Below are 24,605 nucleotides of genomic sequence, written 5' to 3'. Positions count from 1 at the left end.
TTTGAATAGTCAAAGGATTCTCTTTATCATTAAGGGCAAGGAGGCAAAATGAAAAGCAGTAAAAAGGGAGGTGGTTATTTATTTCGGGATTATGTGGTCTTTGGGTTATATTTTCTACTGGCTTTTATTCTTTATGCTGCGTTCTTATTTCCTTCGAAGACGCTAATGGGGACTGATTGGCTAAATGGAGGATATGCCAACTGGGTCTTCATGCGAGATTACATAAAAGAGCATAAAAACATAGCCTTGTGGAACCCTTATATTTTTAGCGGTATGCCAACTATTGGTGCCTTTTTCCCGGAGATTTTGACCCTTAGATTTTTAAGTACCTTTGTTTTACCAATCCATGTTTCTCATGTCCTTGGTTTTGTTTTTTTACTCACTGTGGCTGCTTTTTCAACCTACTGGTTTATCAAGGATTATCTCCGAGACGATCTGATTGCTGTCTTTGCCGGAATATTGTATGGATTTTCTGGTCTTCTCGTTTCTACTACCTATGCAGGACATCTTGGACGTTTGACCAGTATGGCCCTCTTTCCTCTGTATCTTTTCCTTTTAAAAAGGGGAATTGATAGAGGAAAGCTGGTGTACTTCCTTTTGATGGGATCTGTTGTCGGGTATTCGTTCCTGAACGGGCATCTTCAGATGACCTACTTCGGGATCCTTTTCCTTATTGCCTTTTTTATCTTTTACAATCTAAGCGTTGGAAACAGTTTAAAAAGTGGAAAGTTTTATCTCTACGCATTCTACTCCATATTGGGTGGAGTTGTAGCTGCACTTATTTATAGCTTTTATCTCTTTCCTGTTATAGAGAACCTACCTTATACAGCAAGAGGTGCTGAAAGGGGTTTTGAATATGCGGCAAGCTGGTCCATGCCACCGGAAGAAATTTTAAATTTAATTACACCAAGGTTTTCGGGAATTTTAGATGAATACTGGGGCAGGAGCTACTTCAAACTTCATACCGAGTACATGGGTATATTGACACTATTTTTTGCCCTTGTTGCCATTTTGGGAAGATTTAAAAGGGACAAACTGGTTAGATTTTTAGCGATTTACGGGATTTTAGTTCTCTTTTACGTCTGGGGCGGATATACGCCGGTTTTCAGAGTTTTTTATTATGTTATTCCCCTTGTAAAGAAATTCCGCGCCCCCAACCTAATGTTTTTCGTATTTAACTTTATCAGCGTTTTTCTGGCTTCTATTGCACTTAAAATCTTGCTTTCAGGAGATAAAGAAAGTCAAAGGATGAGAAGGGTCTCAATTTATTCACTTATTGGTCTTTTTTTGGTTTTCATTGTTTTTCTCTTCTTCAAAAACGGCATTGTAACTATGTTTACGGGGATGCTCCAAAGGGCAAAAGATGCTGGCGAAGTCAGAACAAAAATTGTTTTGCTTGAAGATGCACTTACGAGGCTCCCTGCCTACTTTATATTGTCGTTGGTTTTTGCCGGTGCTGGCCTTGGCGCAGTATTTGCCGCTTCTTCAAAAAGAAGTCAGGTCCCTTATGTGATTTTACTCGCAGTTATTTCTTATGTTGACCTCTATATGGTTGATAGGAACTTTATTGTTGATGCAGGAAGAAGTGTTGAGGAGATGTACGGGGAAGATGAGGTTATAAGCCAATTGAAACAGGACAGAGAAATTTATAGAGTGTTTCCGTTGATGTACCAACGGGCGATGGATGGAACCCTCATGATTCATAGGATTCATTCTATTGGCGGTTATACAAGCTCTCCGCCCAAACGTTATCAGGAATTTATAGGGGCTGGTCAAAGTGTAATGTTTAATCCTCAAAACCTTCTTTTATATCCCTCTATGCTTAACTTCCTTGATTGTAAGTATATTATCGCTTATGACTTTTCAAAGCTTGATACCACGAGATATGATGAGAATACGAAAAATGCTATAAGAAACTGGATCGGCTACCTTGCTAACTTTTCCCTGCAAAGGAGTGCTGGACAGCTTGCTCTTTACCGAAATAATAACAATTTCGGGAGGGTTTATTTCTCAGAAGACTACAAAGTATTAAGCAGCGATTCGATTCTCAATTTAATGAAAAGCTGGCCCTCCGATTCCTTTAAAAAGTATGTGCTTCTGGAAAAGGAACCGGAAATCATGGAAGAAAAGATTGTTTACGATGGAACGTTGTCTCTCAATATGGTAGCTCATAATGGAAATAGCTTTGAAATTTCTGCAAAGCTACCCCGTTCGGGTTTTCTGGTGGTTTCAGAGAATTACCATCCCGCCTGGAAATTTTACATTGATGGCAAAAGGGTGGAAACTTATCTGGCAAATTATGCCTTTATGGCTATCTATTGTCCTGTTGGTGAACACAAGATTTTGGCTAAATTTGAGTCAAATTATCACAGACTCGGATTTATACTGTGCTTCCTTGGATTTTCCATCTCTTTAATTGCACTTATAATAGCGATCAAAAGACCATAATGCAGCTTAAAAAACTCTTCTGGAATGTTCTTCAGTTAGTGGTTGTCCTTGTTCTTTTTTATTACGTTATCTCGCCCCTTGTGAAAAATGCGAAGGCTTTCAAAGAGACCTTTCTTACACTGGACTTGTGGTTTTTAGCAAGTGGAATAATTCTTTTATCCCTTGTTATTTTCTGTTATCCCTTCGTCTGGAGATACATTTTGAAAGGATTTGGAGTCGAAATCCAACCCTCTATGGCGGTAATTTCCTGGATATATTCCAATGTTGGCAAATACATGCCAGGAAAAATATGGCAATTTGTTGGTAGAGTTGCCCTAACTAAGGATGTTATACCAGAGATTACCTTGGCTACGGTATTTCTTGAGGTTATCATATCGAGCTCGTCGGCGGTAATGGTTTTCTTTGCCCGTTTTTTTCTCAAGGGAGGCATTCCACAGCTTTGGGCAGTATATGCTTTAATTCTTTTTACTGTTCTCCTACTCCTTCAGCATCCGATTGTTGTAAAGTTTTTCTTGAAGATTTTTGCAAAGATAAGGAAACAAAATTATGACTTTGGCAAAATAAGTATTCCACTAAAGAGAAACCTTCTGGTGTTTTTGTGGTATTTTACTCTATGGATCGCAACAGGAGTCAGTTTCTGGGTAATGATTCAAAGGTCAAATATAAATGTTTCACTTTTTGATTCTATAACCACTTACCCAATATCGTGGATACTCGGTTATTTGGCACTGGTTGCTCCTGCTGGTTTCGGTGTAAGAGAGTCGGTATTAATGACCTTACTAAAGACGTCTTACTCGGTTGAGGTGGCCTCTGCTTTCTCTATCCTCACGAGAATAGCGCTGATTTTTTCTGACTTTTTGCTATTTTTTATCACTATGCTTGTTCTTCGAAATCCCTTCGTTGCACATAAGGATGGAGATGGAAAGTAATTTGATGGTATAACTTCCAATTTTTGAATAGTTATGCAGGTTAATTTATAATTTTGGCATGGAGGTCTCTCTACTCGTTCCTGCGAAGGACGAAAAGGATAATATTGCTCCGCTTGTTAAATATTTTCTTGAGTTTACTCAAAGAAACAACCTGAACTGGGAAATGGTTATTGTGGATGATGGATCTGCTGACGGCACCTTTGAGGAACTAAAGAGGGTAGCTTCTGGATATCCAAATATTAAGTTCTACAAACACCGAAGAAATCTTGGTGTAACACACGCTTTGAAGACTGCGTTAAGGCACGCAAAATACAATGTAGTTGCCTTTTTCCCGGCTGACCTTCAGTTTACCTTAGAAGATGTACTGAAAATGAGTCAGAGAATAGAGAAAGAAGGGGTTGACCTCGTGGCCGGTTGGAAGATGGGAAAGTATGAAAAGCAATTCGTTTCCAGAATATACAATCTTCTCGTGAGGATTCTTTTTGGGATAAAAATTCACGATATGAACAGCATAAAGGTGATGAGAAGAGAAGTACTGGAACTCCTCCCCCTTCGCAAAGACTGGCACCGGTATATTATTCCTTGGGCCAAAGAGTTTGGCTTTAAGATTGTTGAGGAGCGTGTAATTTTAAGGCCCCGAGTACATGGCGTGAGCAAATACAGAGGGTTTGGCAGAGTGCTTGTAGGTCTCTTTGACCTGATTTCGGTTAAGTTCCTTATAACTTTCCGCCGTAAACCTATGTTTTTCTTTGGCGGCTTAGGTCTCATAAATACCGTTTCTGGTATTATTATTGGTCTTATAGCCCTTTACCTGCGAATTTTTAAAAATTTTGGATACAGACCTTTAATTTACCTTGTTATGTTTTTGCTTCTTTCGGGTTTGGTTCTATTTTTAATGGGATTTCTTGGTGAACTTATTTCAGGACTTTATGATTCAATAGAGGGCGAGTCTCTTCTAAAATACGAAGAGGATGAAGGAAACACTTGAAAAGCTCTTTGAGCTTCTATATTCCCATTTTGGTTCTCAACACTGGTGGCCCGGCGAGACCGAATTGGAGATTATTGTTGGAGCAGTTTTAACGCAAAATACTGCATGGAAAAATGTTGAAAAGGCAATTGAAAACTTGAAACGTGCTGGTAAATTGGATCTAAGCACACTCTATTTAACTAATGAATCTGAGCTTGCTGAACTGATAAGGCCCAGCGGTTTTTTCAAGCTAAAAGCGATTAGACTTAAAAATCTGATTGATTTCCTTTTTCGGGCGGGAGGTATAGATGCTCTTAAAGAGAAAGATTTTTATGGGCTTCGAGAAATGCTTCTTAGAATTAAGGGAATAGGTCCTGAAACGGCAGATTCCATCCTTTTATATGCGCTTGGGAAACCCGTTTTTGTCGTTGACGCTTATACAAGAAGAATATTAAAAAGAGTGGGGCTCATTGAGAAGGAAAAGGTCTCGTACGCTGAAATTCAGCAGTTGTTTATGAAGAATTTGCCTCTGGATGTCCAGTTATATAACGAGTATCATGCACTTTTAGTAAAACTGGGAAAAACTTACTGTACGAAGAGAAATCCAAACTGCGTCAGTTGTCCTGCCCTTTCTATTTGTAATTTTGGAAAGGAGATAGCTCGTGTCCGTTAGTCTTGGTATTGACAGGATAGAAAGAAAATGGCCTAAAGAACTGAAGGGAACCAGTGTTGGCCTACTGGTTCATCAGGCTTCAGTGGATAGCAAATTGAGATATACATGGGATGTATTCTTGCATTCCCAACTTGTAAAAGTTAGGGCACTTTTTGCTCCTCAACATGGGCTTTTTGGGGAAACCCAGGATAACATGATTGAATGGCAAGACTTTGAAGACCCATCTACGGGACTTCCTGTCTATAGCCTTTATGGAAAAAGCAGAAAACCTTTACCCTACATGCTGGCTAATATCGATGGGATAGTGGTAGACCTTCAGGATGTTGGGTCACGATACTATACCTATATTTGGACTCTTTATTTTTTGATGGAAAGTGCCATGGAGAATGGGAAATTCGTGGTTGTCTTGGACAGGCCTAATCCCGTAGGAGGGATTGAAGTTGAGGGGCCTGTTTTGAAGGAGGAGTTCTCCTCCTTTGTTGGCCTTAAACCTCTTCCTGTAAGGCATGGGATGACTATTGGGGAAATAGCGTTGCTTTTTAAGGGTGAATATTTGAAAGACGTAGAACTTTATGTAATTAGAATGGAAAGCTGGAAAAGAGAATATTTATGGGAAGATACAGGTCTTGAGTGGATAAATCCTTCGCCTAATATGCCTTCTCCGAAAACTGCTTTACTCTACCCCGGTATGTGCCTTTTTGAAGCAACCAACGTAAGTGAAGGCAGAGGTACAACAAGACCCTTTGAAATAATAGGGGCGCCTTTTATAAATCCTTATGAACTTGTTGAGACTCTTAAAAATTTTCATCTGGAAGGAGTCTATTTCAGACCCCTCTATTTTATTCCAACCTTTAATAAGTATGCAGGAGAAAAATGTGGAGGGGTTCAGATTCATTTGAAAGATAAGAAGAACTTTAAGCCTTTTAAGGTTGCAGTTACCCTTATTAAAGTTATAAAAGAGCTTTATCCAAAGCGTTTTCAGTGGCGGAGACCTCCTTATGAATATGAATTTGAAAAGCTTCCTATTGACATCCTTGCGGGTACAAGTCATTTGCGTGAGGCATTGGAAAAGAAGGAATCTATTGAAAGTCTTGAGTCTTGGTGGAGTTTGGAAAGCGAGGCTTTTGATAGGGTGGCGAGGTCTAAATATCTTTTATATGAGTAGTTTAGATGCTCTAATACTTTCAGCGGGGTTTGGTGAGAGGCTGAGGCCTATCACCAAAGATTTCCCCAAGGTGTTGCTACCCATACTGGGAAAACCCGCCCTTTTTAGAATATATGAAAAAATTCGGGCTTTAAAGCCTGTAAAAGTTTTTGTCAATGCCCATTACCTGGCTGACCTTGTGGAGAAAGCGACTCGTGAGTTAGAGGGTGCAGAAATAGTTAGAGAGCCTGAAATTCTTGGAACGGGAGGAGCTATTGTTAATGTGGCAAGAAAAAGTGGAGCTGACGATATTCTTGTGCATAATGGGGACGTGTTGGTTGATATAAACTTGAAATCCCTTATCGACTTTCATGCTTCCATGGATTCCGATATTACTCTTGTCGTTTCTAAAATGGTGCCCCTGAAAAATCTTGTTATTGATGGGGAAGATTTTAAAGGAATTGGAGAAGGAGAGGAGGGTTTTACTGGAATTGCTATATACAAAAGAAGATTTTTGGACAAATTTGATGTTAAGTTTCTTGATGCAAAGGAGATCTGGATTAAGGCTGTCAAAAGTGGTTATAAAGTAAAGGTTTTCAGGCCTGGAGAGCGATACTGGCACGACATTGGCACTCCCAATGGTTACGCAAAGGCTGTTTTTTACCTTTTAGGCAAGATGGGGGAAAGGGTTTTTGTGAATGTGAAGAAAACATCTTTACCACCATTAAATTTTGATGGATTTCTTGTAATTGAAGGTGAACCAGAGATTGAAAGAGGTTCCTTCTTTAAAAATGTGATAATTATAGGCGACTTTAAACTGATAAATGGTGAGTATAAAAATTGTATTATTTCGCCTTCTGGTATTATCCATTTTGATGAAATCTCTGCGATGGGGGGAGAATTAAACAGATATATGATTGGTTTTGGGGGGTCTGACCGAAAATTCTGGAGGGTTCACAAAGATGATAAAAGCTATGTAGTGTGTGAGTATGGCGAAAACAGTGAAGAAATGGAGAAACACCTTAGAGCGACAGTATTTTTGCTGGAATGTGGACTTCCCGTGCCCCAAATTTTCGGGGTTGACAGGATAAAGGGTCAGATATTCATGGAGGATTTTGGAGATACGACACTCTATTCCTATTTTAAATACCCAGGTAACCGTGATTATCTTACGTATTATGGTGAAGCTATCAGGATTATTGCAAGACTTCATGCACTGGGCCCCAAGCAAAGGAGTTCAAGGTATTTTGATGATTATGTTTTTGACTTCGAATATTTCAGATGGGAACAGCAGCATTTTATTAACAATTTTGTGAGGAGATTCTTTCAGATAAAGGTTTCTGAAGATGTAGAAGAAGAACTATGCCAAATTGCCCGTATTTGCAGCGAATTTGAAAAGGTTTTACTTCACAGGGATTATCAAAGCCAAAATATTTTGGTGAGACCTGGTGGTACCCTTGGCATTGTTGACTTCACGGGCCTCCGGTGGGGGCCAAAGAGCTACGATATCGCCTCCTTGGTATTTGACCCTTATACGCCCTTTGTAAAAAATTACCAAGAAGATCTTCTTAAAATTTATATTGAAGAGTTTAATTCCCTTTCTGAGGTTTCTCTTTCTATTAGCGAACTTGAGAATGAGATGAAGTATACAAGGCTTCAAAGGCACATGCAGGCCCTCGGAGCTTATGGTTTCCTATCGGAGGTAAAAGGGAAAGTATATTTTATGAAATACGTAAGGGATGGTCTGAAACTTTTACTTGAAGACTTAAATGAATTTAAAGCTGAATGGACCGCGCTAAAACTCCTTATCACTGTGCTATTTAATCAACTTCTTGACACTAAGAGCCTTGTTGAGTATAATTATTCATTATGATATTCAAAGGAAGTGGCGGAGGAGATCATAAGAATAAAAAATTACAGGCTCAGAAATTGATCGGGCAAGGAAAATATGATGAAGCCCTTGAACTTTTACTGGAGCTATCTAAAACCACTTCAGATCCAGAAATTTTCAACTCCATTGGTGATCTTTACATAAGAAAGCAGAACCACGAGAAGGCCTTGGAATTTCTTGAAAAGGCTTATAAGATGTATAAAGAGCAGGACTACCGTGATATTGCGGCGTCTGTCGCCAAGAAAATTTTGAGGCTGGACAAAGAGAGACATGATGTTTACCTCGATCTTATCCAGATGGAGCTGGAGAGTGGTAATGTTGACAGGGCGCTGGATTGGGCTCTTGAATACATTAAACTGCCCCAAATAGATGCTGTCTATCTTGGAAAGCTTTTTAATCTCATTAATGAGTTTGCTAATGTGATTCAGGAACACACTGAGCAGGCATCGAAATTTGAAAGGCTTTTTATGAGGGTTCAGGAACTGGCTGAGTCTCTTGCGATGATAAGTTTGGAGAGCGGAATTGAGTTTGCGCAGCCTCAGGAGTTTTATGAACGTGGAGATGTTGGAGGATTGGGTGGATTTTTTGGTGAGCCAGAGAAAGGGGATGTTGCGGTTTCTGAGAAGCCAAGGAAAGAGGAAGAGGAAGTGGAGAAAATAGAGTTTGTTGAGAAAGAGGAGCTCGAGGAAGAGCCACAAACATTTATTACATCCTCAGGTTTTGCTGATTTTTTAGGGGCTCCTTCCTCAGAGTCGCAAAGGGCGGTGTCTCAGGAATTCAAATCTTCAGGAGAAAAAATAGTTTTCGAGGAAGAGGAAGAAGAGATACCCGTTGAACAGATTTCTGAAAAAACTTTAGTTGTAGAAGAAACACCCATTACTGAAGAAAAGGCTACTATAGTAGAACCGCCTGAGGAAATTGAAAAAATAACTGTTAAACCCCCGGTGGAAGAATTTAAAACTGTTGTTGAAGAAGCACCTGAGGAAGTGGAGGAAATCCGGAAAGAGTGGGAAACTACTTTAAAGAAGGCAACAGAAAGAAAGAGTGAGAAACCACTTCGGGAAGAAGGGATAGAATTAGAGCAGAAGCTCTCTACAAGGGATTTTGTGGAAACTGGTATTAAAAAGAGTGAGAAGAAAGGACTGAAAGAGGAGCGTATTGAAGAACTGGAAGAGTTCTTAGAAAAAGATTTCATTGCTATAGAGAAAGAGACCGAAAGGAAGGCACCACCGGTGAAAAGGAAACCTGCAAAGATAGAAGAGAAAGAAGGGGTGAAGGAATTTGAAACTTCAAAAAAGTTTGTGTCAGAAAGGGAGACAGAAAAAAGGCCATCGGAGAAACCCGTTAAAAGGGCTGGAGCAGAACTGGGAGTTAAGGAAAGCGTAGAAGGTTTAGAGGCAGAGGAAAGATGTGAGATTTTGTTGAGGGTTTTAAAGGAATTAAAGGAGGATATTTTAACCCTTGAAGAATGGCCTTATCCATCCGACCCCCCATTTGAGGTAGCAAAGGAATACTATGAAATGAAGCTCTACCAACCTGCTATAGAAGAATTTCAAAAATTGCTGGGTGATCCGAGATACAGGTTGCAGTCCATGATTTTCCTCGGAAGGATATTCTATGAAAAAGGCGACCATGAGTTGGCGGAGGTTATTCTCAGGAAGGCTATTGAGGAGGTAGGAACCCTTGATAAGGATTACATTGAGGCTTACTATTATCTTGCATTGACTCTTGAAAGTATGAAGAGGTATCATGAAGCCAAAGAGCTTTATACCAATGTTTATGTGTTTGATTCCAGATTCAGAGATGTGGAGGAAAAAATTAAATTATTGAGGAGTATGGGGATATGATAAGGAAAGATGCAAAAATTGAAGACAAAACAGGTGTTAAGGTAACCTTTGTGGAGCTTCTGGAGAAGAGTGGCGTTATTACAAAAGAGGCTCTCAAAAATGCGCTCGCTGAACAATGGGAAAGAGGAGGAACCCTTGAAGAAATCTTGGTAGAGAAGGGATTCTTAAATGAAGAGCAACTCGTGAAGTTCATTCTTGATAGTTTCCCTATGCTCCATTATGTAAGCCTTAAGGATATTGACATCGATCCTGAGGCGGTGGAGCATACACCCGCAAGGATTGCGAGAAAATATCTAGTGATTCCTATACGGAAGAAGGGCAAATCCCTTGCGGTGGCAATGGCAAATCCCATAAATAGGGAAATGCTCACTGAACTTAAGAATGTTACTGATCTGAAAATAAGACCATTTATATCAAAGGTTAGTGAGATAAAGGAGGCTATAGAAAAGTATTATGCAGAAGCGGAGTCAGAGGAAAAGATTACCGAGCCCTTTGCGGGTTCTAAAACGAAGAGAGAAATAGGTGTGCTGATAGCCAAAGATAAAACCTTCGACAGTTTTATTGTAGATGAAACTAATAAGCATGCTTTTCTTTTATGCAAAGATATAGCTGAAACGAGAGGGGTGGGGGAGAAAAAAGTATTTTTATTTGGGCCTGATGGTTGCGGGAAATCCCACTTACTCCAATCTATAGCAAATTATATCCTTGAGAATGAAGCTTTGCGAAGGTTCATTTACATTGATGCTTATAAATTTTATTCGACTCTTAAAGAGCTTAAGACCGAAAGGGAAGTGGATAGATACCTTGAGATTTTAAGCGATGTTGATATCCTTCTCTTTGACGACCTCGATTTTCTTGTGGGTAAAGATTTTGCACAGGATGCGCTACTCACCGTTCTGTCAGACCTAATTTCCAGGGACAAGCAGGCGGTAATAACTTCTGCTTATCCTTTAAAGAATATGCCTACGTTAAATCGCAAGTTGAAGCAGTTGTTAACGGAATTTATGACCATAGGTATTGAAGAACCCTCAGCGGATCTTAAGAGGAAGGTTGCGAGGGTGTTTGCAGGAGAGGAAGGCCTTCCTTCAAGTGTGATTGACCAGGTCGCCAGTAAGCCCGGTTTAAACCTCAAGAAAATTGAGACAATAGTCCGAGAACTATTAACCTATAAGAGATTGGGTGAAAGAATTGATGAGAATCTTTTAAATAAGGTGGTTGGGGCCTTTATTGAGGCAGGTAAATAAAAAGGGGGTTAGTGATGGCCTTATTAGGTAAGATTGGAAAGGGGAAGGCAAAGGGCCCAATTGTCGTAATTGACATTGGGTCGCGGTATGTTAAAGCCGCGCTTTTCAGCAGAGTCAAGAAAGATCTGGTAATGATAGCCTATGCGCTCGAAAAGGTTCCACCTGACGTGATTCTCGGTAAAGACATCATAGACAGGCAGGTCTTGATTGACAAAACAAGGGATGTCTATGCAAAGCTCGGGACAGATTCAACTCAAGCAGTGGTAAGTATCGCCGGTGGAGAGGTTAAATCGAAGGCAATGGTTATTCCATATTACAAGAAAAAGGAAAAACTGGCAGAAGCCGTTGACTGGAAGATCAAGGAAGAGCTACACGTTGATCCTACGGAAATTGTTAGGGATTATGAAATACTTGGAGTGAGTCAAATCGCAGAATCGGTTGACATTCTTGTTGGAACTGCTAAGTTGAGCTTTATATACGACGTCCTTGATATTGTGAGAGCTGCTGGTCTTGAGCCCATCCTTGTCACAACGGACCTGATATCTCTGTTCAGAGTTATTGAAGCGCTCGATCTTAAAAATCTTCCCGGAGACAATGTCTTTCTCCACATGGGTTACGAGGTAACATTACTGATTCATATCAAAGACGGCCAGATTCAACAAATGATAGAAATACCAACAGGTGTAAAATCATATGTAGATAACCTTTCAAGGTTTTTTGATCTAAGAGTCGAAGAGGCGGAAGAAGTAGTTTTAACTGGCCCAACGGCTGCTATTGAAAAGTCAGCCTTTGATGACACAATGGATTCTCTTCATGATAGGTTCTTATCGCCGGAAAAATATGTACCTGCTTTGACAGAAGGCTCCCGAAAATTTAACATATACGTATCAGGCGGTGGAAGCAAACTGTACGGACTTGAAAATTTCATTAAAAGCAAGTACGGGGTCGATATAAAGTATCTTGATATAACGAGCCTCTTTTCCATTGAAGAGGGTGTAAGGGATTTGAAAAATAATGCACCACTCCTAACGATTGTTGTAGGTAGTGCCCTTCACTTTTACAAGAAAGAACACAGAGTAAACTTACTGCCCATAGAAGCGGGTATGGAAGCGGTACCGGCTGTGGAAGAGGTCTCTTTACTACCTCACCTCGTTGGTGCTCTTTCCGTGTGGCTCCTTATCCTTATTAGCATAATAGTTTTATCATTGGGAACAGCCAGAAGAATTTCTGGTTTAAAGAAGCAAATAGCGCAGCTGCAAGCCGAAGAGGTTGAGCTCCAGAAAAAGGCTGATGAGATAAGGGGGTTCAAACAAGAGATTGAGGATGCAAGGAGGAAACTGGATTTGATTGCCCAATTGCAGAAAGGTAGGACGAAATACGTCCAGCTCCTTGATGAGATAAACAGAGTCATTCCTTCGGGTTGCTGGCTTGAGTCTTTAACAAGAAGCGGAGATGTCTTAAATATTTCAGGCGGGGCGGTTTCAAATATGAGAATATCACAATTTATGAGCAATTTGAGAAGGTCTCCCATTGTGGATTCTGTAAGCCTCCTGTCCATAGAAGTTGCGGGTGGTCAGGAGGAGAAATATGCCAGTTTTCAATTAAGTGTTAAATTGAAGTAAAAGGAGGTTTTACAAATGAGGTATTTTTATCTTGGCATTGCTTTGGTTGCTACATTTCTTTTGTCCTCCTGCAGTAGTATATCTGAAAATACTGTAACTGTAAATGGGAAGGTGGGATACGCTATAGCATACATAGACACGGTTCGGAGCGAAACGACCTATGTATTCCGTCCAGCGAAAGGTGCAAAACTGTACTTGATGGGTGACCCTGGTGCTGAGTATCCTTATTCTGGAAAGGTGCTGGAAACCGCGAGTGACACGACGGGTGCCTACACTTTTGTGGTGGAACCTGTGACGGAATATGAAGGGCTTATTCCATGTTCAAATATCGGAATTAAGATTCAGGTATTTTACTTTGATAGTTTGATTGGCCCTGCTTACGGTGAACTTTCCGGTTATACCATAACCCCGGGAAAGGATGTAACTCTTCCTATAATATATCTTAAAAGGCAAACTCAATAGAGGGATCTATGGAGAGATTAAAAACACCTGCAGCCGTTTGGCTAATAGCGGTTATAGTTTACGTTCTCACCTTCATCTTTCTCTGGAATTCGATGTATGCGTCGAAGGCCAGAGAATTGAAGAAGGTTGAGAGCGCTTATAAAGCTCAATACTCTAAGGTGCAGAGTTTAAGGGAATACGTTAAAGACTATGACAAGATAATAAGAGAGAAGGATTCACTGCTTGCTCTATGGGAAGAGACGCAGAAATATCTGCCTCAAGAAGAGAAAATGGAAGAGTGGCTTTCTCAGCTAACGGGAATGGCAATCACTTCAGGTGTCAAAATTACAAGTTTCAAACCCCAAAATCCGACTATTAAAGAGCTTTACATTGAGTATCCCATATCTTTGGAGGTTACGGGAGGATTCCACGAGCTTGGCACCTTTATAAGTTTTATTGCTAATTCCGAAAGAATAATGACAGTTGATAACCTTCAGATAGAGAGGACAAGTGGCTCTGAAAGTAGCCAAACGGTGAAAGCAAAACTGCGGATCATCTGCTATATCTATAATCCACAAGCCTCCGCAACAGCAGGAGGTAAAAAATGAGAAAAGTAATATTAATTTTATCTGTTTTGCTCTTTACAGGTGGAGCTTTTGCCCATAATCTACTAAAGGCTTATGCAATCAAAGATGTGCCTGAAGGTATTTCCATAGAGCTTGAATTTTCTGAGGGTATACCGGAATTCAGGCATTTTACCCTTACCAATCCTCCAAGAATTGTTGTAGACCTCGTTAACGTTGCCTATGGTCTTGGTGAAAAAGTCTTTGTGGTTGGAAAGGGTGGAATAGAAAGGATGAGAGGTGCTCAGTTCCAGAGGGAACCTGTTCCAATTGCCAGGATAGTTCTTGATGTTGACGGCTTCAGAACTTACAATATATCACAGTCTGAGGGTAAGCTCGTAATCCATGTCGGTGGACTTTCTGAAGAACCTTACAAAAACGAAGCCTCTGAATTACCGTCTCCCTCAGGAGAGAATGAAGGAATCAAAGAGTCTAAAAAGCCTCAATATAAAATTGAATTTGGGGAGAAATATTTCTACTCCTCCCGTGGGAAGAAGGACCCTTTCCAGCCAGAATCCTTAGAAGGAGAAGAAGAACTCTTGAATGTAAGTGAAGCTAAACTCCTTGGCATAATTAAAACTGACGAAGGCAACATTGCCCTTCTCCAGGACAGGAGGGGGGTAGGCTACGTTTTAAAAGAGGGGGATAGGGTAAGAAACGGTCGGGTTGTCAGAATTGAATCCGACCGGGTGATTTTTGCGACCGTTGATTTTGGCTTTACAAGAAGAATTGAACTTAAATTAGAGGAAGAGAAGAAATAAAAGGAGGTTTTATAAATGAGGTTATTTAAAAAACTTGGCCTTTTGCTTCTTGCAACTGCATTAGTTTACGCCCAGGAAGCCAGAATGACGATGAGTGTTGAGCAGGCCGACATAAGGACAGTGCTCAGGGCCTTTGCTGAAGTAGGAAAAGTTAACATCATTACTACACCTTCGGTTAATCAGAAGGTAAGTTTTAATATTAAGGACGTACCTTGGAGATTGGCACTAAAATCTCTTCTTGATGCCTATGGACTGGCAATGATTGAAAGTGAAGGTGTGATAACAATAATGACTCAGCAGGAATTTGGACAGCTTAAAACTGCTGCTGATCTTGACCTAAAAGTTATGAAAGTGAGGTACGCTGATGCACGAAAGGTGGCCGAAGTATTAAAATCCCAGCTTTCTCCGAGGGGTGATATAAAAATTGACGAGACATCCAATGCTTTGATAGTAACCGATTTAAGGGTAAATCTATATAAAGTTGAGGAATTGTTAAGCCAGATAGATAAACCCTATCCTCAGGTCCTAATTACGGGTAGAATAGTTGAGGTGGATTACAATGAGTCGCGCAAGCTGGGAACAGAAATCCGCGGGATGAGATTTGGAAATCCATCGGTGGAGGCTGCAACCTATAACCTTCCTCAACATAGTGTTCCAATGGCAGAAAATCCGAGCTATTTAACGGTACATTATCTTGGTTCTAAAGCACTTCAAGTACAGGCGGCTATTGACGCTCTTGAAGGGCAAAGCAAGGCTAATACCATCTCAGAACCTAAGATAATGGTTCTTGATAACGAAAAAGCATCTATTTACTCAAAGATCAGGGTGCCGGTGACATCGAGAGATATGGCGGGTAATACAATAGTCCAGTTTGAGGAAACAGGGGTACTCCTTGAGGTAACTCCTCACATTATACCCGATGGTAAAGTTGTAATGAACATAAAGACGGAAACGGGTGATCTAACCGGTTATTCAGCTACAGGACAGCCAATTACTTCCAAGAGAGGTGCAGAGACAAAAGTGACAGTTGCCGACGGTGAAACGGTGATGATAGGAGGTGTGATCATTGAAAAGGATAAGAGGGCGAAACAAGGGCTCCCTCTGATTCTGAGGGTTCCGGTTTTGAGATACTTCTTTGGAAGAGACCAGGTAGACAAAGGTAAGTCAGAAATTTTGATCTTTCTTACTCCAAACATTGTGAAGGAGTAATGTATGCCTAATCAAACCCTCAAGAAGGGCATTACCCTCGTTGAAATACTCCTTGTGGTTTTCATTATGAGCATCCTTTTAGCAATACCTTTCTGGGGCGGTACAAAGTGGATTCAGAGAAACAGACTCAGAAATGAAGCTCTCAGAATAAGAGCCCTTCTTGAGAATGAGAGGAGTGCGGCCATGGCCTCAAATGCGAGGCGGGCCCTCATATTTGACGGCAGAAATGTAGAAATAAGGGCAGAAGTATTAACTCATCCTTTACCCAATTATGACTCTGTTGTGGCAACTTACAGTAATTATATTAATCCCAGGATTAACTTGGGTGGACTGACTGGTGCTAATTCTCTTCATGGTGGAACTATCGATTCGGATGGAATTATGTTTGGCACTCATACTCAAAATAATACCGTTAGATTTACCCCCTTTGGTTTATGCGAAACTCCTGGTGAAATATACTTAAATGACGGCAGAAACCTGATGTGCGTGGAAGTAAATGCCTTTGGTCAAGTGCGTACCTACTCCTGGAGAGGGCAATGGATTGAGGAGAAGTAACATATTGACAAATTGGTAAATTTGTGTTATAATTTGAATGAGGTGAAGAAGATGAGGAAAAGAAAAGGAGGGTTTTCCCTTATTGAGCTTGTGGTTGCCCTCTCTATTTTGACCATAGGCCTTTTAGGGGTTATTCCTCTTGCGATTACCACAATAAGGTTGAACAGTCTGCAAAATCAGATGTTGAATGCAAAATATCTTGCGGAGAGGCATTCTGAGAGACTCAAAAGTCTCTCTTTTGATGCCCCGGAACTTACAAATGATGGCGATAACAATGACCTTGGTGATACCTTAAATCCCGACCACAGGGAAGTTCAGACTCTTGATAATGTCCAATATGACATTTTGTGGAACGTTGCAGACAATCCCGATGGCACGAAAACCCTAAGAACTATTGTACGCTGGTTTGATGCAAGGAGTGGAAGGCAGAGGGAATATGTAGTTGAAACAGTGAGGAGTTCTTATGAAATGTAGTATTAAACGAGGTGTAACTTTAATTGAGTTGATAGTTGCTATGGCTATTCTGAGTCTTCTGCTTACCGCGGTATTTGTTGTGTATCGTTCTCAGCTCAGGACCGCAACTACGCAGAGAAGTATTTCCATATTGCAGACAGACATCCAGCAGGCTTTGAACATAATGAAATTTGATGTTCTAATGGCGGGATATGGAGTTCCAGCCTCTGACATTCCTATAACGGGGATAAATAGGACAGATGGTGCAGATGTGCTGAACCTCATGAGCACCGGGTTTATTGTAGGGGGTACCACGAGATGGTCCTATACAATGGATGTTTTTGGCTCTGATCAAATTATTGTGAGACGTTGGGGAGATGAGAGAGTCGATTTAAAGGTTGGGGATCAGATATTGATTATGGATGATAGAAAAAAGTTGATTATTTATCAGCCACTTGAGGTTAGGGAGCGTGAAGAGTTGACTTACAATAACCAGCCTGCCTACAGAATTACTTTAAGTGGCAATGTCCAAACCGCAGCTGGAAACTTTGTCTATGTTGTTCCGCAGGGACAGATTCAAAGGGTTCAATATACTCTAAGAAACGATACCCTTTTAAGAGGGGATGCACCGTTTTTAACTGGTGTTGAGGATTTTCAGGTGTCTTACTGGGTGGATCAAAACAAAAACGGGATTGAGGATTCAGGTGAAAGGGTACATAATCCTCAGGGGATAAACGATTTTAATCAGCTTTTAAGGTCTATTAGGTTGAATTTAGTTCTTGTGGGTGCTATTGATAGGGAATACACATACCCCCAAAATCAGATCACCGTTGAAGATCATACCTATAATCTTTCTGGAGACCAGCTCCACCGGCGCAGAAGGTTTTACACCATTGATATAAAAGTGAGGAATGTAAAATGAAAAAAGGAATAGCTTTAATAACGGTAATATTGGTTGTTGCCTTCCTTTTGGTCATTGGAGGTATTACTGCTTTTCTCGTTCAGAGAGGTTTAAGGATCACTGGATTTACTCGCAAAGCTCTTACGACTTTTGAAGCGGCGGAGGGTGGTGTGGAACTGGGTGTGAATGAGATATGGGCAGCGGAACTTCAAGGCAGGTCTATAACGAATCTGAGGGCCAATATAGGAGGAAGGAGTGTAAATGTTAATCCCCAGAGGCTTTTTGTGGTAACGGAAAAAGGTGGTTCTCTTGAATTTGCTGCAGCTTATGAGGGCGTTGGAAGAGGTGTGGGCGGAGGTGGTGCCGCCATTTTCTACAATATACTATCCCAAGCCACTGGCGGTCCAGATGACCGGATTGAACTTGAAGTTGTTTATAGAAGGGTAATTGGTGTTATTGCTCAATAAGTGGAAAGAGAGGTGAGATTATGTTAAATAAAAAGTTTTTGCTATTGATAATGTTGTTTACGGCAGGTAGCCTTCTGGCACAGATGGAAGGGGAACCATGTAATGTCCCCCCCTTCCTTGCCCAGAAGGTTACCCCTAATATATTGATTATCATGGATAATTCAGGTTCGATGGGTGGTCCTGCATATTGGGAAGATTATAACCCCAATAGGAGGTATTATGGGTATTTTGACCCCGACAAAGTGTACGAGTATGATGGAAACGCTTGGGTTCCTGTAAATAACTCGGCGGACTACTACACTTATTGGCCTGGGAATGTTCTCAACTGGGCCGTGATGTCAAGGATGAGCGTTCTTAAAAAAGTGCTCGTTGGCGGAAAGGCAGAAGCAAGAAGTCCAAGAGGGTTTGCCCATACTCTTTTATGTGAGTCGAGATATTCGTGGACTAGGTACGCGACGCTCAACGGTAGGACGTACGCATTTTATGTTGTAGGGGGATCTCCCAGTAGTTTAAAGATCTATTGGTTAGAGGGGGGGGATTGGGATCGAATTCTCTCCGCACAAAACAGGGTAGAAATTGACTCTACTTTTTCTCGTGGGGTGATTCAGAAACTTGGTGACAAAGATATGGATGGCAGGTGGGACGATGATGCTCCGAGATTCTGGTTAATTAATTTCAATGCCAAAGGAAACGGTAGAGAATTGGACAGTCTGGGAAGGATTGTTTACACTGGATCGGATAACGACGGTGGGTTTGTATCCAGTTATTATCAGGATAATTCATCTATGAGTGACTTCGTTAATGCAGTTCGAAATACTGATCCTGAAACATGGACTCCCTTAGCAGAGTGTTTGCTTGAAACGGTTGCATATTTTCAGCAAAATCCGCAACCTTATTTTTATAACAACGATTATAAGACTGGAACCCAATGGGACCCTATGGGTGACCCGCGCTATTGGTGCAGAAAGAGTTTCGTTCTCCTTTTGACCGATGGTGAGGCCACGAGGGATAAAGACCCAGTTCTTCAACAAGTTATTGGAGATTATGACCGTGATGGACTTGAACCGAACTTTACCGATTCGCAAATAGATCCATATAGTGGTCATTATCTTGACGATGCTGCGTTGTACATGCACGTGAATGATTTGCGGCCTAATATTCCAGGAACTCAGAATCTAACCCTTTACAGCGTTTTTGTCTTTGGGAGAGGCCACTCACTTCTCGCTGAAGCCAGCAAAGATGGTGGTTTCATAGATTACAACGGAAATAATAGGCCTGACCTTCAAAAAGAGTGGGATGCGAACAATGATGGCGTTCCGGACACCTACTATGAGGCTGAAAATGGTGAAGATATTGAAAGGGCTATAGAAGCTGCCATTCTGGATATTATGAGGAGAGTTAGTTCCGCTACCGCAGCGAGTGTTATTTCGCAGACCCAGAGGGGCGAAGGAACAATGTATCAGGCTTTCTTCCAACCATCTTACTTCACTTCTGGTGGGGAATTAACCTGGATCGGTGAAGTTGGTGCCTATTTTGTTGATAAAAATGGTAACTTGAGGGAAGATACGGATCAGGATGGAAAGCTTGATAGCACTGATTATATAATTAAATTTAAAGTGGAAGGAAATGAGACGAAAGCTGAAAGGTATGCGGTTTCCAACGATATGTCTTATAGAGTTGATGAGGTGGACATCTGGGATGTAAACTTCCTGTGGAGAGCTGGAAAGGGGTTACTGGATAAGCAAGCCGGTTATAGAAACATAAAGGCCATAATACCTTCAGGTTCTGGATATAGTCTCGTTGATTTTACAACTTCCCAGAGATCCAAGTTTCAGTCTTATTTGGGTGTGAGCGGAACTGTTAATTTTATAGACTCCTTGATAAACTACGTAAGGGGAGTTGATTACCAGAATCCTTATTGGAGGTATAGAACCTTTGAACCGGGTAAGGTCTGGAAGCTCGGCGACATCGTTTACTCAACTCCAACCTATGTGGGTAAACCTACGGAGCGATATGATTTAATTTATGATGACCTCTCCTACCGCGAGTTTTACAGTCAAAAGAAGGATAGGAGGAACATACTCCTTGTTGGTGCCAATGACGGCATGCTCCACGCCTTCAATGCAGGAATTTTTGACACACTAAACAGAAAAGTTGGTGGCCTTGGAAAGCCACTGGGAGATGAGTTGTGGGCTGTTATACCAATGAATCTTCTTCCTCACCTTAAATGGTTGAGAGATCCACAATACTGCCATGTTTACTATGTGGATTTAAAACCCAAGGTCACCGATGTAAGGATTTTCAGCAATGACCGAGACCATCCAGAGGGTTGGGGTACAGTGGCCATTGTTGGTATGAGATTTGGTGGAACACCAATCACTATTTCAAGTGGTACTTTTACCTCTTCGTACTTTGCCCTTGATATCTCAAATCCAGATAACCCTGCTGTTTTGTGGGAATTTACAGATCCAGACCTCGGGTACACTATTTCTTACCCTTCGGTGCTAAAGGTGGTTGAAGGTGAAGAGGAGAAGTGGTTTGTAGTTTTTGGCTCAGGCACCAATACTACCCCAACAGGTCATACATCGACAAAACATGCCTATTTTTATGTTCTCGATCTTAAGAGTGGTCAAATGCTGAGAAAGATAGAGATACCTTATCCTAATAACCAGACTTTAGGTGCTTTTTGTGGAAATCCTATTTCAGTAGACGTTAAATTAGATTACAGCGTTGATGTCGTTTACCTTCCTGTTACATACATTGAAAAATCGGGCAATACAACCATTGACAAGGGAGCCTTGTATAGGATTGTGATCAATAACAGTATAGATCCTCTTGATTGGCAGCTTTCTATGGCTTTCCAGCTCGATGCACCACTCACTTCAGGCGCGGCAGCTTCCATGGACGAATATGGCAATCTCTGGGTATTCTTTGGATCTGGTAAGTACTTTACGGATGCCGATGAAACTGACACGAGAACGAATTATTTTGTTGGTTTTAAAGACAATTACTGGAATGGAGGCTGGAATTCACAAACTTCACCCAGTTATACATTATCGAATTTGTTGGATGCAACAAACATTAAGGTAAAGATTGACACTTCAGGTGCTGCCACCGTTGAAAATATTCCAGGAATGGGTAATCTCTCCTTCCAGGCATTTGTGGATTCTGTTAACTTAAAATATAAGGGCTGGTACGTGAAACTCTTAAATGGTGAGAAGTCACTTAATTTCCCTCTCGTTCTTGGTGGTGCTGTGCTTTTCACCACTTACAGGGTTAATCCTGATCCCTGTGGATTTGGTGGTGAGGGATGGCTTTATGTGCTATTCTACAAGACGGGAACTGCTTATTCAAACGCGCCTCTTGGTCTTACGGAGCAGAGAGAGGCTATCACGAAAGAAAAGGTTGAGGGTATGCCTGCATCCCCCGCTGTTCAGATTGGCTCAAGGGAGGAAGCAACCGCCTTTGTACAGACATCAACAGGTGAGGTGGTGCAGATTCAAACGGAGCTTCCGTTTAGTCCGAAGAGTGGTGCTAGAATTTGGAGACCTGCTAATTTCTAAGGAGGTGTGAAAATGTTAAGTGCCATTCTGTCAATTTTTATAATCACACAATCGGGTGGCATTCAGGTCACCCAGGATGTGATTGTACCTAAGGTACTACAAAAGGCAGAACTCACTAAGGAGGAGATGGAGGCCTTATCCAATACCGTTGGCGGAATTTTTATGGGGGTTTCAGAAGACTCAAATTACATATTTATCTCTGAAAAGCCAATTAAGATTGACAAGAGAGTGTTCAACTTCAGGGATTTGCCTGAAGAGGGAAATGACGTATACATAAGAATGGAAGCAAGGGGTAAGGAAAAGGTTGGTATTTTTGCGGGGAAGACCTTGGACGAGTCAGTTTACTATAAGAAAAAAGGGATGCTTAGATGAGTGGGTTTTTCATAGCTCTCATAATTATAGCCCTTCTTGTTGTTGTTTTTATCTCTATTTATAATGGCCTTGTGAGAATGCGCTTTATGGTGAAAAACGCTTTTGCAGATATTGATGTCCAGCTTAAGAAAAGACATGACCTTATTCCCAATCTCGTTGAAACGGTTAAAGGTTATGCAGCCCACGAGAGGACAACCCTTGAAAATGTCATCAAAGCAAGACAGATGGCTGTTGATTCAAAGACTCCAGAAGATAAGATGAAATCGGAAAATATGCTGACTCAAGCCTTAAGACAGCTTTTTGCTGTAGTAGAAAATTATCCAAACCTTAAAGCTAATGAAAACTTTATAATGCTTCAGAGGGAACTATCAAACATAGAGGATGCGATTCAGAGTGCTCGTAGATACTACAACGCAGTGGTTAGAGACTATAACACGCGGATTAGAGTATTTCCGTCTAATATTGTTGCAAACATGTTTGGGTTTAAGGAAGAACCCTTCTTCGAAATCGGTATTCCGGAGGAAAGAGAAGTACCAAAGGTGCAGTTTTGAGAACTATCAGCCTCTCTAAATCTTTACTTCAGGAAAGGTATGATTACCGTATCTCCCGCTTTTATCCCGTTCTTATCAAACCAGCCCTGATTCACTTCAATTACATACTGGATTCTTTCCTTTGAGAATACAGGTGTTTCATCAAGGGGCGTTAGGTCATAAATTTCCCTGATTACAAAAGCACTGTCAATGTAAGCTAAGGAAAGAGGCACAGTGGTATTCTTCATCCAGAAGGAGCGTATATCAGAATAGGGGAAGATGAAAAGCATACCGCAAGAATCTGGAAGAGAGTCTCTCCCCATTAACCCCTTTTCCCACTCCTCGGGTGTGGTTGCCAGTTCTACGTAAAGTGTCCTGCCCTTTAAATAAATAATTTTATAATTCTGAGATTCTTTGGGTTTCCTCGCACAGAAAACCAGTAAAATTAAAACTGCGAGGCTAAATTTTTTCACGAATTCTGGCTTGTTTGCCCTTCTTTTCCCTGAGGTAGTAAAGTTTAGCCCTTCTGACTTTTCCTCTTCTAAGTACCTCAATTTTCTCGATTACAGGTGAATGAATGGGGAAGATTTTTTCAATTCCTATCCCTTGCGTAACTTTTCTCACAGTGAAAGTCTCACCAAGGCCACTACCTCTTCTTCGAATGACTACGCCTTCAAAGGCTTGGATTCTCACTCTTTCTACCATTTGTCTGCTCTTTGGGTCTTCTTTGAACTCTTTGATTTTAATGTGAACTCTCACAGTATCACCTGGACCAAACTCGGGAATATCGGTTCTGTAAAACTCTTTCTCAATTTCTCTGATTATGTCTTCCATTTCAATTCCTCCTCAATTTCTTTTATTAATACTAAATCTTCTCTTGTAAATAAAGCCCTATAAAATAACTCAGGCCGTCGAAGAAGTGTTCTCTTCAATGCTTCTTTTCTGGCCCACCTGGCAATCATTTCATGGTTTCCTGATATTAATACATCAGGAACCTTATTACCCTCAAAGTCCTGAGGGCGCGTATAATAAGGTGCATCAAGTATACTGGATATTATAGAATCAGTCAAACAGGAGTCTTTATTTCCCAGTGTTCCTTCTTTGAGTCTTGATATGGCATCAAGCAAAATTAAGGCGGGTATCTCACCACCGGATAAAATGTAGTCACCAACGGAAATCTCCAAGTCCACAAATTTTGCAATCCTTTCATCTATTCCTTTATACCTACCGCATATTATGGTAATCGCCTCTTCCTTTTCAAGCTCTTCTACCATTTTCTGGTTTAAAAGCTTGCCCTGAGGTGTAGGTAGTATTACTTTGCCACTATTTTCTATCTTTGACAGCGCTTCATAAATAGGCTCTATTTTGAGAACCATCCCACTAAAGCCCCCAAAGGGGTAATCGTCTACTTCCTTAGGTGAAGGGGCATAATCCCTTGGGTTGTAAAAATAGACTTCAATTTGACCATTCTCAACAGCTTTTCTAACGGGCCCTATGTTAAGGTAAGGTTTGAAAATTTCCGGAAAGAGAGTAATTATATGGATTTTCATCGATTCAAATCTTTAAAATCATCCAAATCTTTTACTTCGATTTCCTTCTGTTTTAAGTCTACCCTCTGAATGAATCTTTTTACAAAGGGAAGGAGTACTTCTATGCCTTCTTTTGTTGTTATAACAAGGCTCCCGATTTCTCCTTGGGCCAGGTAATCGGACACTAAACCTGCCTCTTGATCAAGATAAATAACCTTGCATCCGATCAGATCTTTTACGTAAAATTCATCAGGTTCTGTTGAAGGCAATTCTTCTTCTGGCACGAATAGAAGAAGTCCTGAGAGTTTTTCGGCGACCTCACGGGTATCAATACCCTTGAATTTGACTATTACGGTATTTCCAGCACCGCTTCTCAAGCCTTCAACCTGCAAAATTTTCTGTCCACCTTTGGGACTTATAACTACAAAATGCTGGA

At 40.9% G+C, this 24,605-nt stretch carries 24 protein-coding genes; 20 read left to right on the top strand and 4 right to left on the bottom strand.

Translation table 11 applies throughout. The features are described 5' to 3' along the window. Window positions 1–48 precede the first annotated feature (48 nt). The 20 genes from QMD82_02900 to QMD82_02805 are packed head-to-tail and all read left to right on the top strand — an operon-like array spanning window position 49 to window position 22,661. Window positions 49–2,448 carry a YfhO family protein gene (locus QMD82_02900; GenBank protein ID MDI6850869.1) on the top strand — a complete coding sequence of 800 codons (2,400 nt, stop codon included), beginning with the start codon at window positions 49–51 and terminating at the stop codon, window positions 2,446–2,448. Further along, window positions 2,448–3,377, top strand: a complete 930-nt coding sequence (locus QMD82_02895) for a lysylphosphatidylglycerol synthase domain-containing protein (GenBank protein ID MDI6850868.1) — start codon at window positions 2,448–2,450, stop codon at window positions 3,375–3,377. The genes QMD82_02900 and QMD82_02895 overlap by 1 nt, the downstream gene beginning before the upstream one ends. Window positions 3,378–3,435: 58 nt before the next feature. Then, window positions 3,436–4,365, top strand: coding sequence for a glycosyltransferase family 2 protein (locus QMD82_02890; GenBank protein ID MDI6850867.1), 930 nt, complete (start codon window positions 3,436–3,438; stop codon window positions 4,363–4,365). Then, entirely contained in the window at window positions 4,349–5,017 is a 669-nt protein-coding gene (locus QMD82_02885) for an endonuclease III domain-containing protein (protein MDI6850866.1), read from the top strand. Before QMD82_02890 ends, QMD82_02885 begins: the two co-directional genes overlap by 17 nt. Then, window positions 5,007–6,182, top strand: coding sequence for a DUF1343 domain-containing protein (locus QMD82_02880; protein MDI6850865.1), 1,176 nt, complete (start codon window positions 5,007–5,009; stop codon window positions 6,180–6,182). The genes QMD82_02885 and QMD82_02880 overlap by 11 nt, the downstream gene beginning before the upstream one ends. Continuing rightward, window positions 6,100–8,034: a phosphotransferase gene (locus tag QMD82_02875; protein MDI6850864.1), complete on the top strand. Its 1,935-nt coding sequence runs from the start codon at window positions 6,100–6,102 to the stop codon at window positions 8,032–8,034. The genes QMD82_02880 and QMD82_02875 overlap by 83 nt, the downstream gene beginning before the upstream one ends. Next, window positions 8,031–9,899, top strand: a complete 1,869-nt coding sequence (locus tag QMD82_02870) for a tetratricopeptide repeat protein (GenBank protein ID MDI6850863.1) — start codon at window positions 8,031–8,033, stop codon at window positions 9,897–9,899. The genes QMD82_02875 and QMD82_02870 overlap by 4 nt, the downstream gene beginning before the upstream one ends. After that, a complete protein-coding gene (locus tag QMD82_02865) occupies window positions 9,896–11,143 on the top strand; it encodes a DnaA/Hda family protein (GenBank protein ID MDI6850862.1) in 1,248 nt (415 codons plus the stop codon). The genes QMD82_02870 and QMD82_02865 overlap by 4 nt, the downstream gene beginning before the upstream one ends. Window positions 11,144–11,157: 14 nt before the next feature. After that, window positions 11,158–12,765: a pilus assembly protein PilM gene (gene pilM, locus QMD82_02860; protein MDI6850861.1), complete on the top strand. Its 1,608-nt coding sequence runs from the start codon at window positions 11,158–11,160 to the stop codon at window positions 12,763–12,765. A 15-nt stretch (window positions 12,766–12,780) separates the two neighbouring features. After that, window positions 12,781–13,227 (top strand): hypothetical protein, encoded by a 447-nt coding sequence (locus QMD82_02855; protein ID MDI6850860.1) that lies wholly within the window; start codon window positions 12,781–12,783, stop codon window positions 13,225–13,227. 8 nt (window positions 13,228–13,235) lie between these two features. Then, a complete protein-coding gene (pilO, locus tag QMD82_02850; protein ID MDI6850859.1) occupies window positions 13,236–13,814 on the top strand; it encodes a type 4a pilus biogenesis protein PilO in 579 nt (192 codons plus the stop codon). Then, window positions 13,811–14,590: an AMIN domain-containing protein gene (locus QMD82_02845; protein MDI6850858.1), complete on the top strand. Its 780-nt coding sequence runs from the start codon at window positions 13,811–13,813 to the stop codon at window positions 14,588–14,590. The genes pilO and QMD82_02845 overlap by 4 nt, the downstream gene beginning before the upstream one ends. A 15-nt stretch (window positions 14,591–14,605) precedes the next feature. Then, window positions 14,606–15,799, top strand: a complete 1,194-nt coding sequence (locus QMD82_02840; protein ID MDI6850857.1) for a secretin N-terminal domain-containing protein — start codon at window positions 14,606–14,608, stop codon at window positions 15,797–15,799. A 3-nt stretch (window positions 15,800–15,802) separates the two neighbouring features. Beyond that, the gene (locus tag QMD82_02835) at window positions 15,803–16,354 is read left to right on the top strand and encodes a hypothetical protein (GenBank protein MDI6850856.1); all 552 of its coding nucleotides are present in this window, start codon (window positions 15,803–15,805) and stop codon (window positions 16,352–16,354) included. Window positions 16,355–16,405: 51 nt separating this feature from the next. Next, window positions 16,406–16,828, top strand: coding sequence for a type II secretion system protein (locus QMD82_02830; protein MDI6850855.1), 423 nt, complete (start codon window positions 16,406–16,408; stop codon window positions 16,826–16,828). Further along, window positions 16,818–17,729, top strand: a complete 912-nt coding sequence (locus QMD82_02825) for a PilW family protein (protein MDI6850854.1) — start codon at window positions 16,818–16,820, stop codon at window positions 17,727–17,729. The genes QMD82_02830 and QMD82_02825 overlap by 11 nt, the downstream gene beginning before the upstream one ends. Further along, window positions 17,726–18,175 carry a hypothetical protein gene (locus QMD82_02820; protein MDI6850853.1) on the top strand — a complete coding sequence of 150 codons (450 nt, stop codon included), beginning with the start codon at window positions 17,726–17,728 and terminating at the stop codon, window positions 18,173–18,175. Before QMD82_02825 ends, QMD82_02820 begins: the two co-directional genes overlap by 4 nt. 20 nt (window positions 18,176–18,195) lie before the next feature. After that, on the top strand, window positions 18,196–21,738 hold the full coding sequence (locus QMD82_02815; GenBank protein ID MDI6850852.1) for a PilC/PilY family type IV pilus protein: 3,543 nt from the start codon (window positions 18,196–18,198) through the stop codon (window positions 21,736–21,738). 12 nt (window positions 21,739–21,750) lie between these two features. Beyond that, window positions 21,751–22,110 carry a hypothetical protein gene (locus QMD82_02810; GenBank protein MDI6850851.1) on the top strand — a complete coding sequence of 120 codons (360 nt, stop codon included), beginning with the start codon at window positions 21,751–21,753 and terminating at the stop codon, window positions 22,108–22,110. Further along, complete coding sequence (locus tag QMD82_02805) at window positions 22,107–22,661, top strand: LemA family protein (protein MDI6850850.1); 555 nt, start codon at window positions 22,107–22,109, stop codon at window positions 22,659–22,661. Before QMD82_02810 ends, QMD82_02805 begins: the two co-directional genes overlap by 4 nt. A 23-nt stretch (window positions 22,662–22,684) precedes the next feature. Here QMD82_02805 and QMD82_02800 read toward each other — a convergent pair whose 3' ends face one another. From QMD82_02800 to rimM, 4 genes are all read right to left on the bottom strand, one after another. Then, a complete protein-coding gene (locus QMD82_02800; GenBank protein ID MDI6850849.1) occupies window positions 22,685–23,113 on the bottom strand; it encodes a DUF192 domain-containing protein in 429 nt (142 codons plus the stop codon). After that, a complete protein-coding gene (gene rplS / locus QMD82_02795) occupies window positions 23,100–23,474 on the bottom strand; it encodes a 50S ribosomal protein L19 (GenBank protein MDI6850848.1) in 375 nt (124 codons plus the stop codon). The genes QMD82_02800 and rplS overlap by 14 nt, the downstream gene beginning before the upstream one ends. Then, window positions 23,462–24,190: a tRNA (guanosine(37)-N1)-methyltransferase TrmD gene (gene trmD / locus QMD82_02790; protein ID MDI6850847.1), complete on the bottom strand. Its 729-nt coding sequence runs from the start codon at window positions 24,188–24,190 to the stop codon at window positions 23,462–23,464. The genes rplS and trmD overlap by 13 nt, the downstream gene beginning before the upstream one ends. Next, window positions 24,187–24,605: ribosome maturation factor RimM (rimM, locus tag QMD82_02785; protein ID MDI6850846.1), on the bottom strand; the 419-nt coding region annotated here is incomplete at its 5' end. The genes rimM and trmD, both read right to left, overlap by 4 nt.

The sequence above is a fragment of the bacterium genome, assembly GCA_030019025.1.
In the GTDB taxonomy this organism is placed as follows: domain Bacteria; phylum Hydrothermota; class Hydrothermia; order UBA1063; family UBA1063; genus UBA1063.
The sequence above is the reverse complement of the archived record's forward strand: the minus strand, read 5'-3'. Positions and strand labels throughout refer to the sequence as shown.

What these genes read in the sequence shown, in the direction of transcription:
- QMD82_02835 (MDI6850856.1), top strand. Translation starts at nt 15,803, where the DNA reads ATGCCTAATCAAACCCTCAAGAAGGGCATTACCCTCGTTGAAATACTC.
- QMD82_02870 (MDI6850863.1), top strand. Translation starts at nt 8,031, where the DNA reads ATGATATTCAAAGGAAGTGGCGGAGGAGATCATAAGAATAAAAAATTA.
- trmD (MDI6850847.1), bottom strand. Translation starts at nt 24,190, where the DNA reads ATGAAAATCCATATAATTACTCTCTTTCCGGAAATTTTCAAACCTTAC.
- rplS (MDI6850848.1), bottom strand. Translation starts at nt 23,474, where the DNA reads ATGGAAGACATAATCAGAGAAATTGAGAAAGAGTTTTACAGAACCGAT.
- QMD82_02810 (MDI6850851.1), top strand. Translation starts at nt 21,751, where the DNA reads ATGTTAAGTGCCATTCTGTCAATTTTTATAATCACACAATCGGGTGGC.
- QMD82_02895 (MDI6850868.1), top strand. Translation starts at nt 2,448, where the DNA reads ATGCAGCTTAAAAAACTCTTCTGGAATGTTCTTCAGTTAGTGGTTGTC.
- QMD82_02830 (MDI6850855.1), top strand. Translation starts at nt 16,406, where the DNA reads ATGAGGAAAAGAAAAGGAGGGTTTTCCCTTATTGAGCTTGTGGTTGCC.
- pilO (MDI6850859.1), top strand. Translation starts at nt 13,236, where the DNA reads ATGGAGAGATTAAAAACACCTGCAGCCGTTTGGCTAATAGCGGTTATA.
- QMD82_02825 (MDI6850854.1), top strand. Translation starts at nt 16,818, where the DNA reads ATGAAATGTAGTATTAAACGAGGTGTAACTTTAATTGAGTTGATAGTT.
- pilM (MDI6850861.1), top strand. Translation starts at nt 11,158, where the DNA reads ATGGCCTTATTAGGTAAGATTGGAAAGGGGAAGGCAAAGGGCCCAATT.
- QMD82_02890 (MDI6850867.1), top strand. Translation starts at nt 3,436, where the DNA reads ATGGAGGTCTCTCTACTCGTTCCTGCGAAGGACGAAAAGGATAATATT.
- QMD82_02865 (MDI6850862.1), top strand. Translation starts at nt 9,896, where the DNA reads ATGATAAGGAAAGATGCAAAAATTGAAGACAAAACAGGTGTTAAGGTA.
- QMD82_02820 (MDI6850853.1), top strand. Translation starts at nt 17,726, where the DNA reads ATGAAAAAAGGAATAGCTTTAATAACGGTAATATTGGTTGTTGCCTTC.
- QMD82_02805 (MDI6850850.1), top strand. Translation starts at nt 22,107, where the DNA reads ATGAGTGGGTTTTTCATAGCTCTCATAATTATAGCCCTTCTTGTTGTT.
- QMD82_02855 (MDI6850860.1), top strand. Translation starts at nt 12,781, where the DNA reads ATGAGGTATTTTTATCTTGGCATTGCTTTGGTTGCTACATTTCTTTTG.
- QMD82_02900 (MDI6850869.1), top strand. Translation starts at nt 49, where the DNA reads ATGAAAAGCAGTAAAAAGGGAGGTGGTTATTTATTTCGGGATTATGTG.
- QMD82_02885 (MDI6850866.1), top strand. Translation starts at nt 4,349, where the DNA reads ATGAAGGAAACACTTGAAAAGCTCTTTGAGCTTCTATATTCCCATTTT.
- QMD82_02815 (MDI6850852.1), top strand. Translation starts at nt 18,196, where the DNA reads ATGTTAAATAAAAAGTTTTTGCTATTGATAATGTTGTTTACGGCAGGT.
- QMD82_02840 (MDI6850857.1), top strand. Translation starts at nt 14,606, where the DNA reads ATGAGGTTATTTAAAAAACTTGGCCTTTTGCTTCTTGCAACTGCATTA.
- QMD82_02845 (MDI6850858.1), top strand. Translation starts at nt 13,811, where the DNA reads ATGAGAAAAGTAATATTAATTTTATCTGTTTTGCTCTTTACAGGTGGA.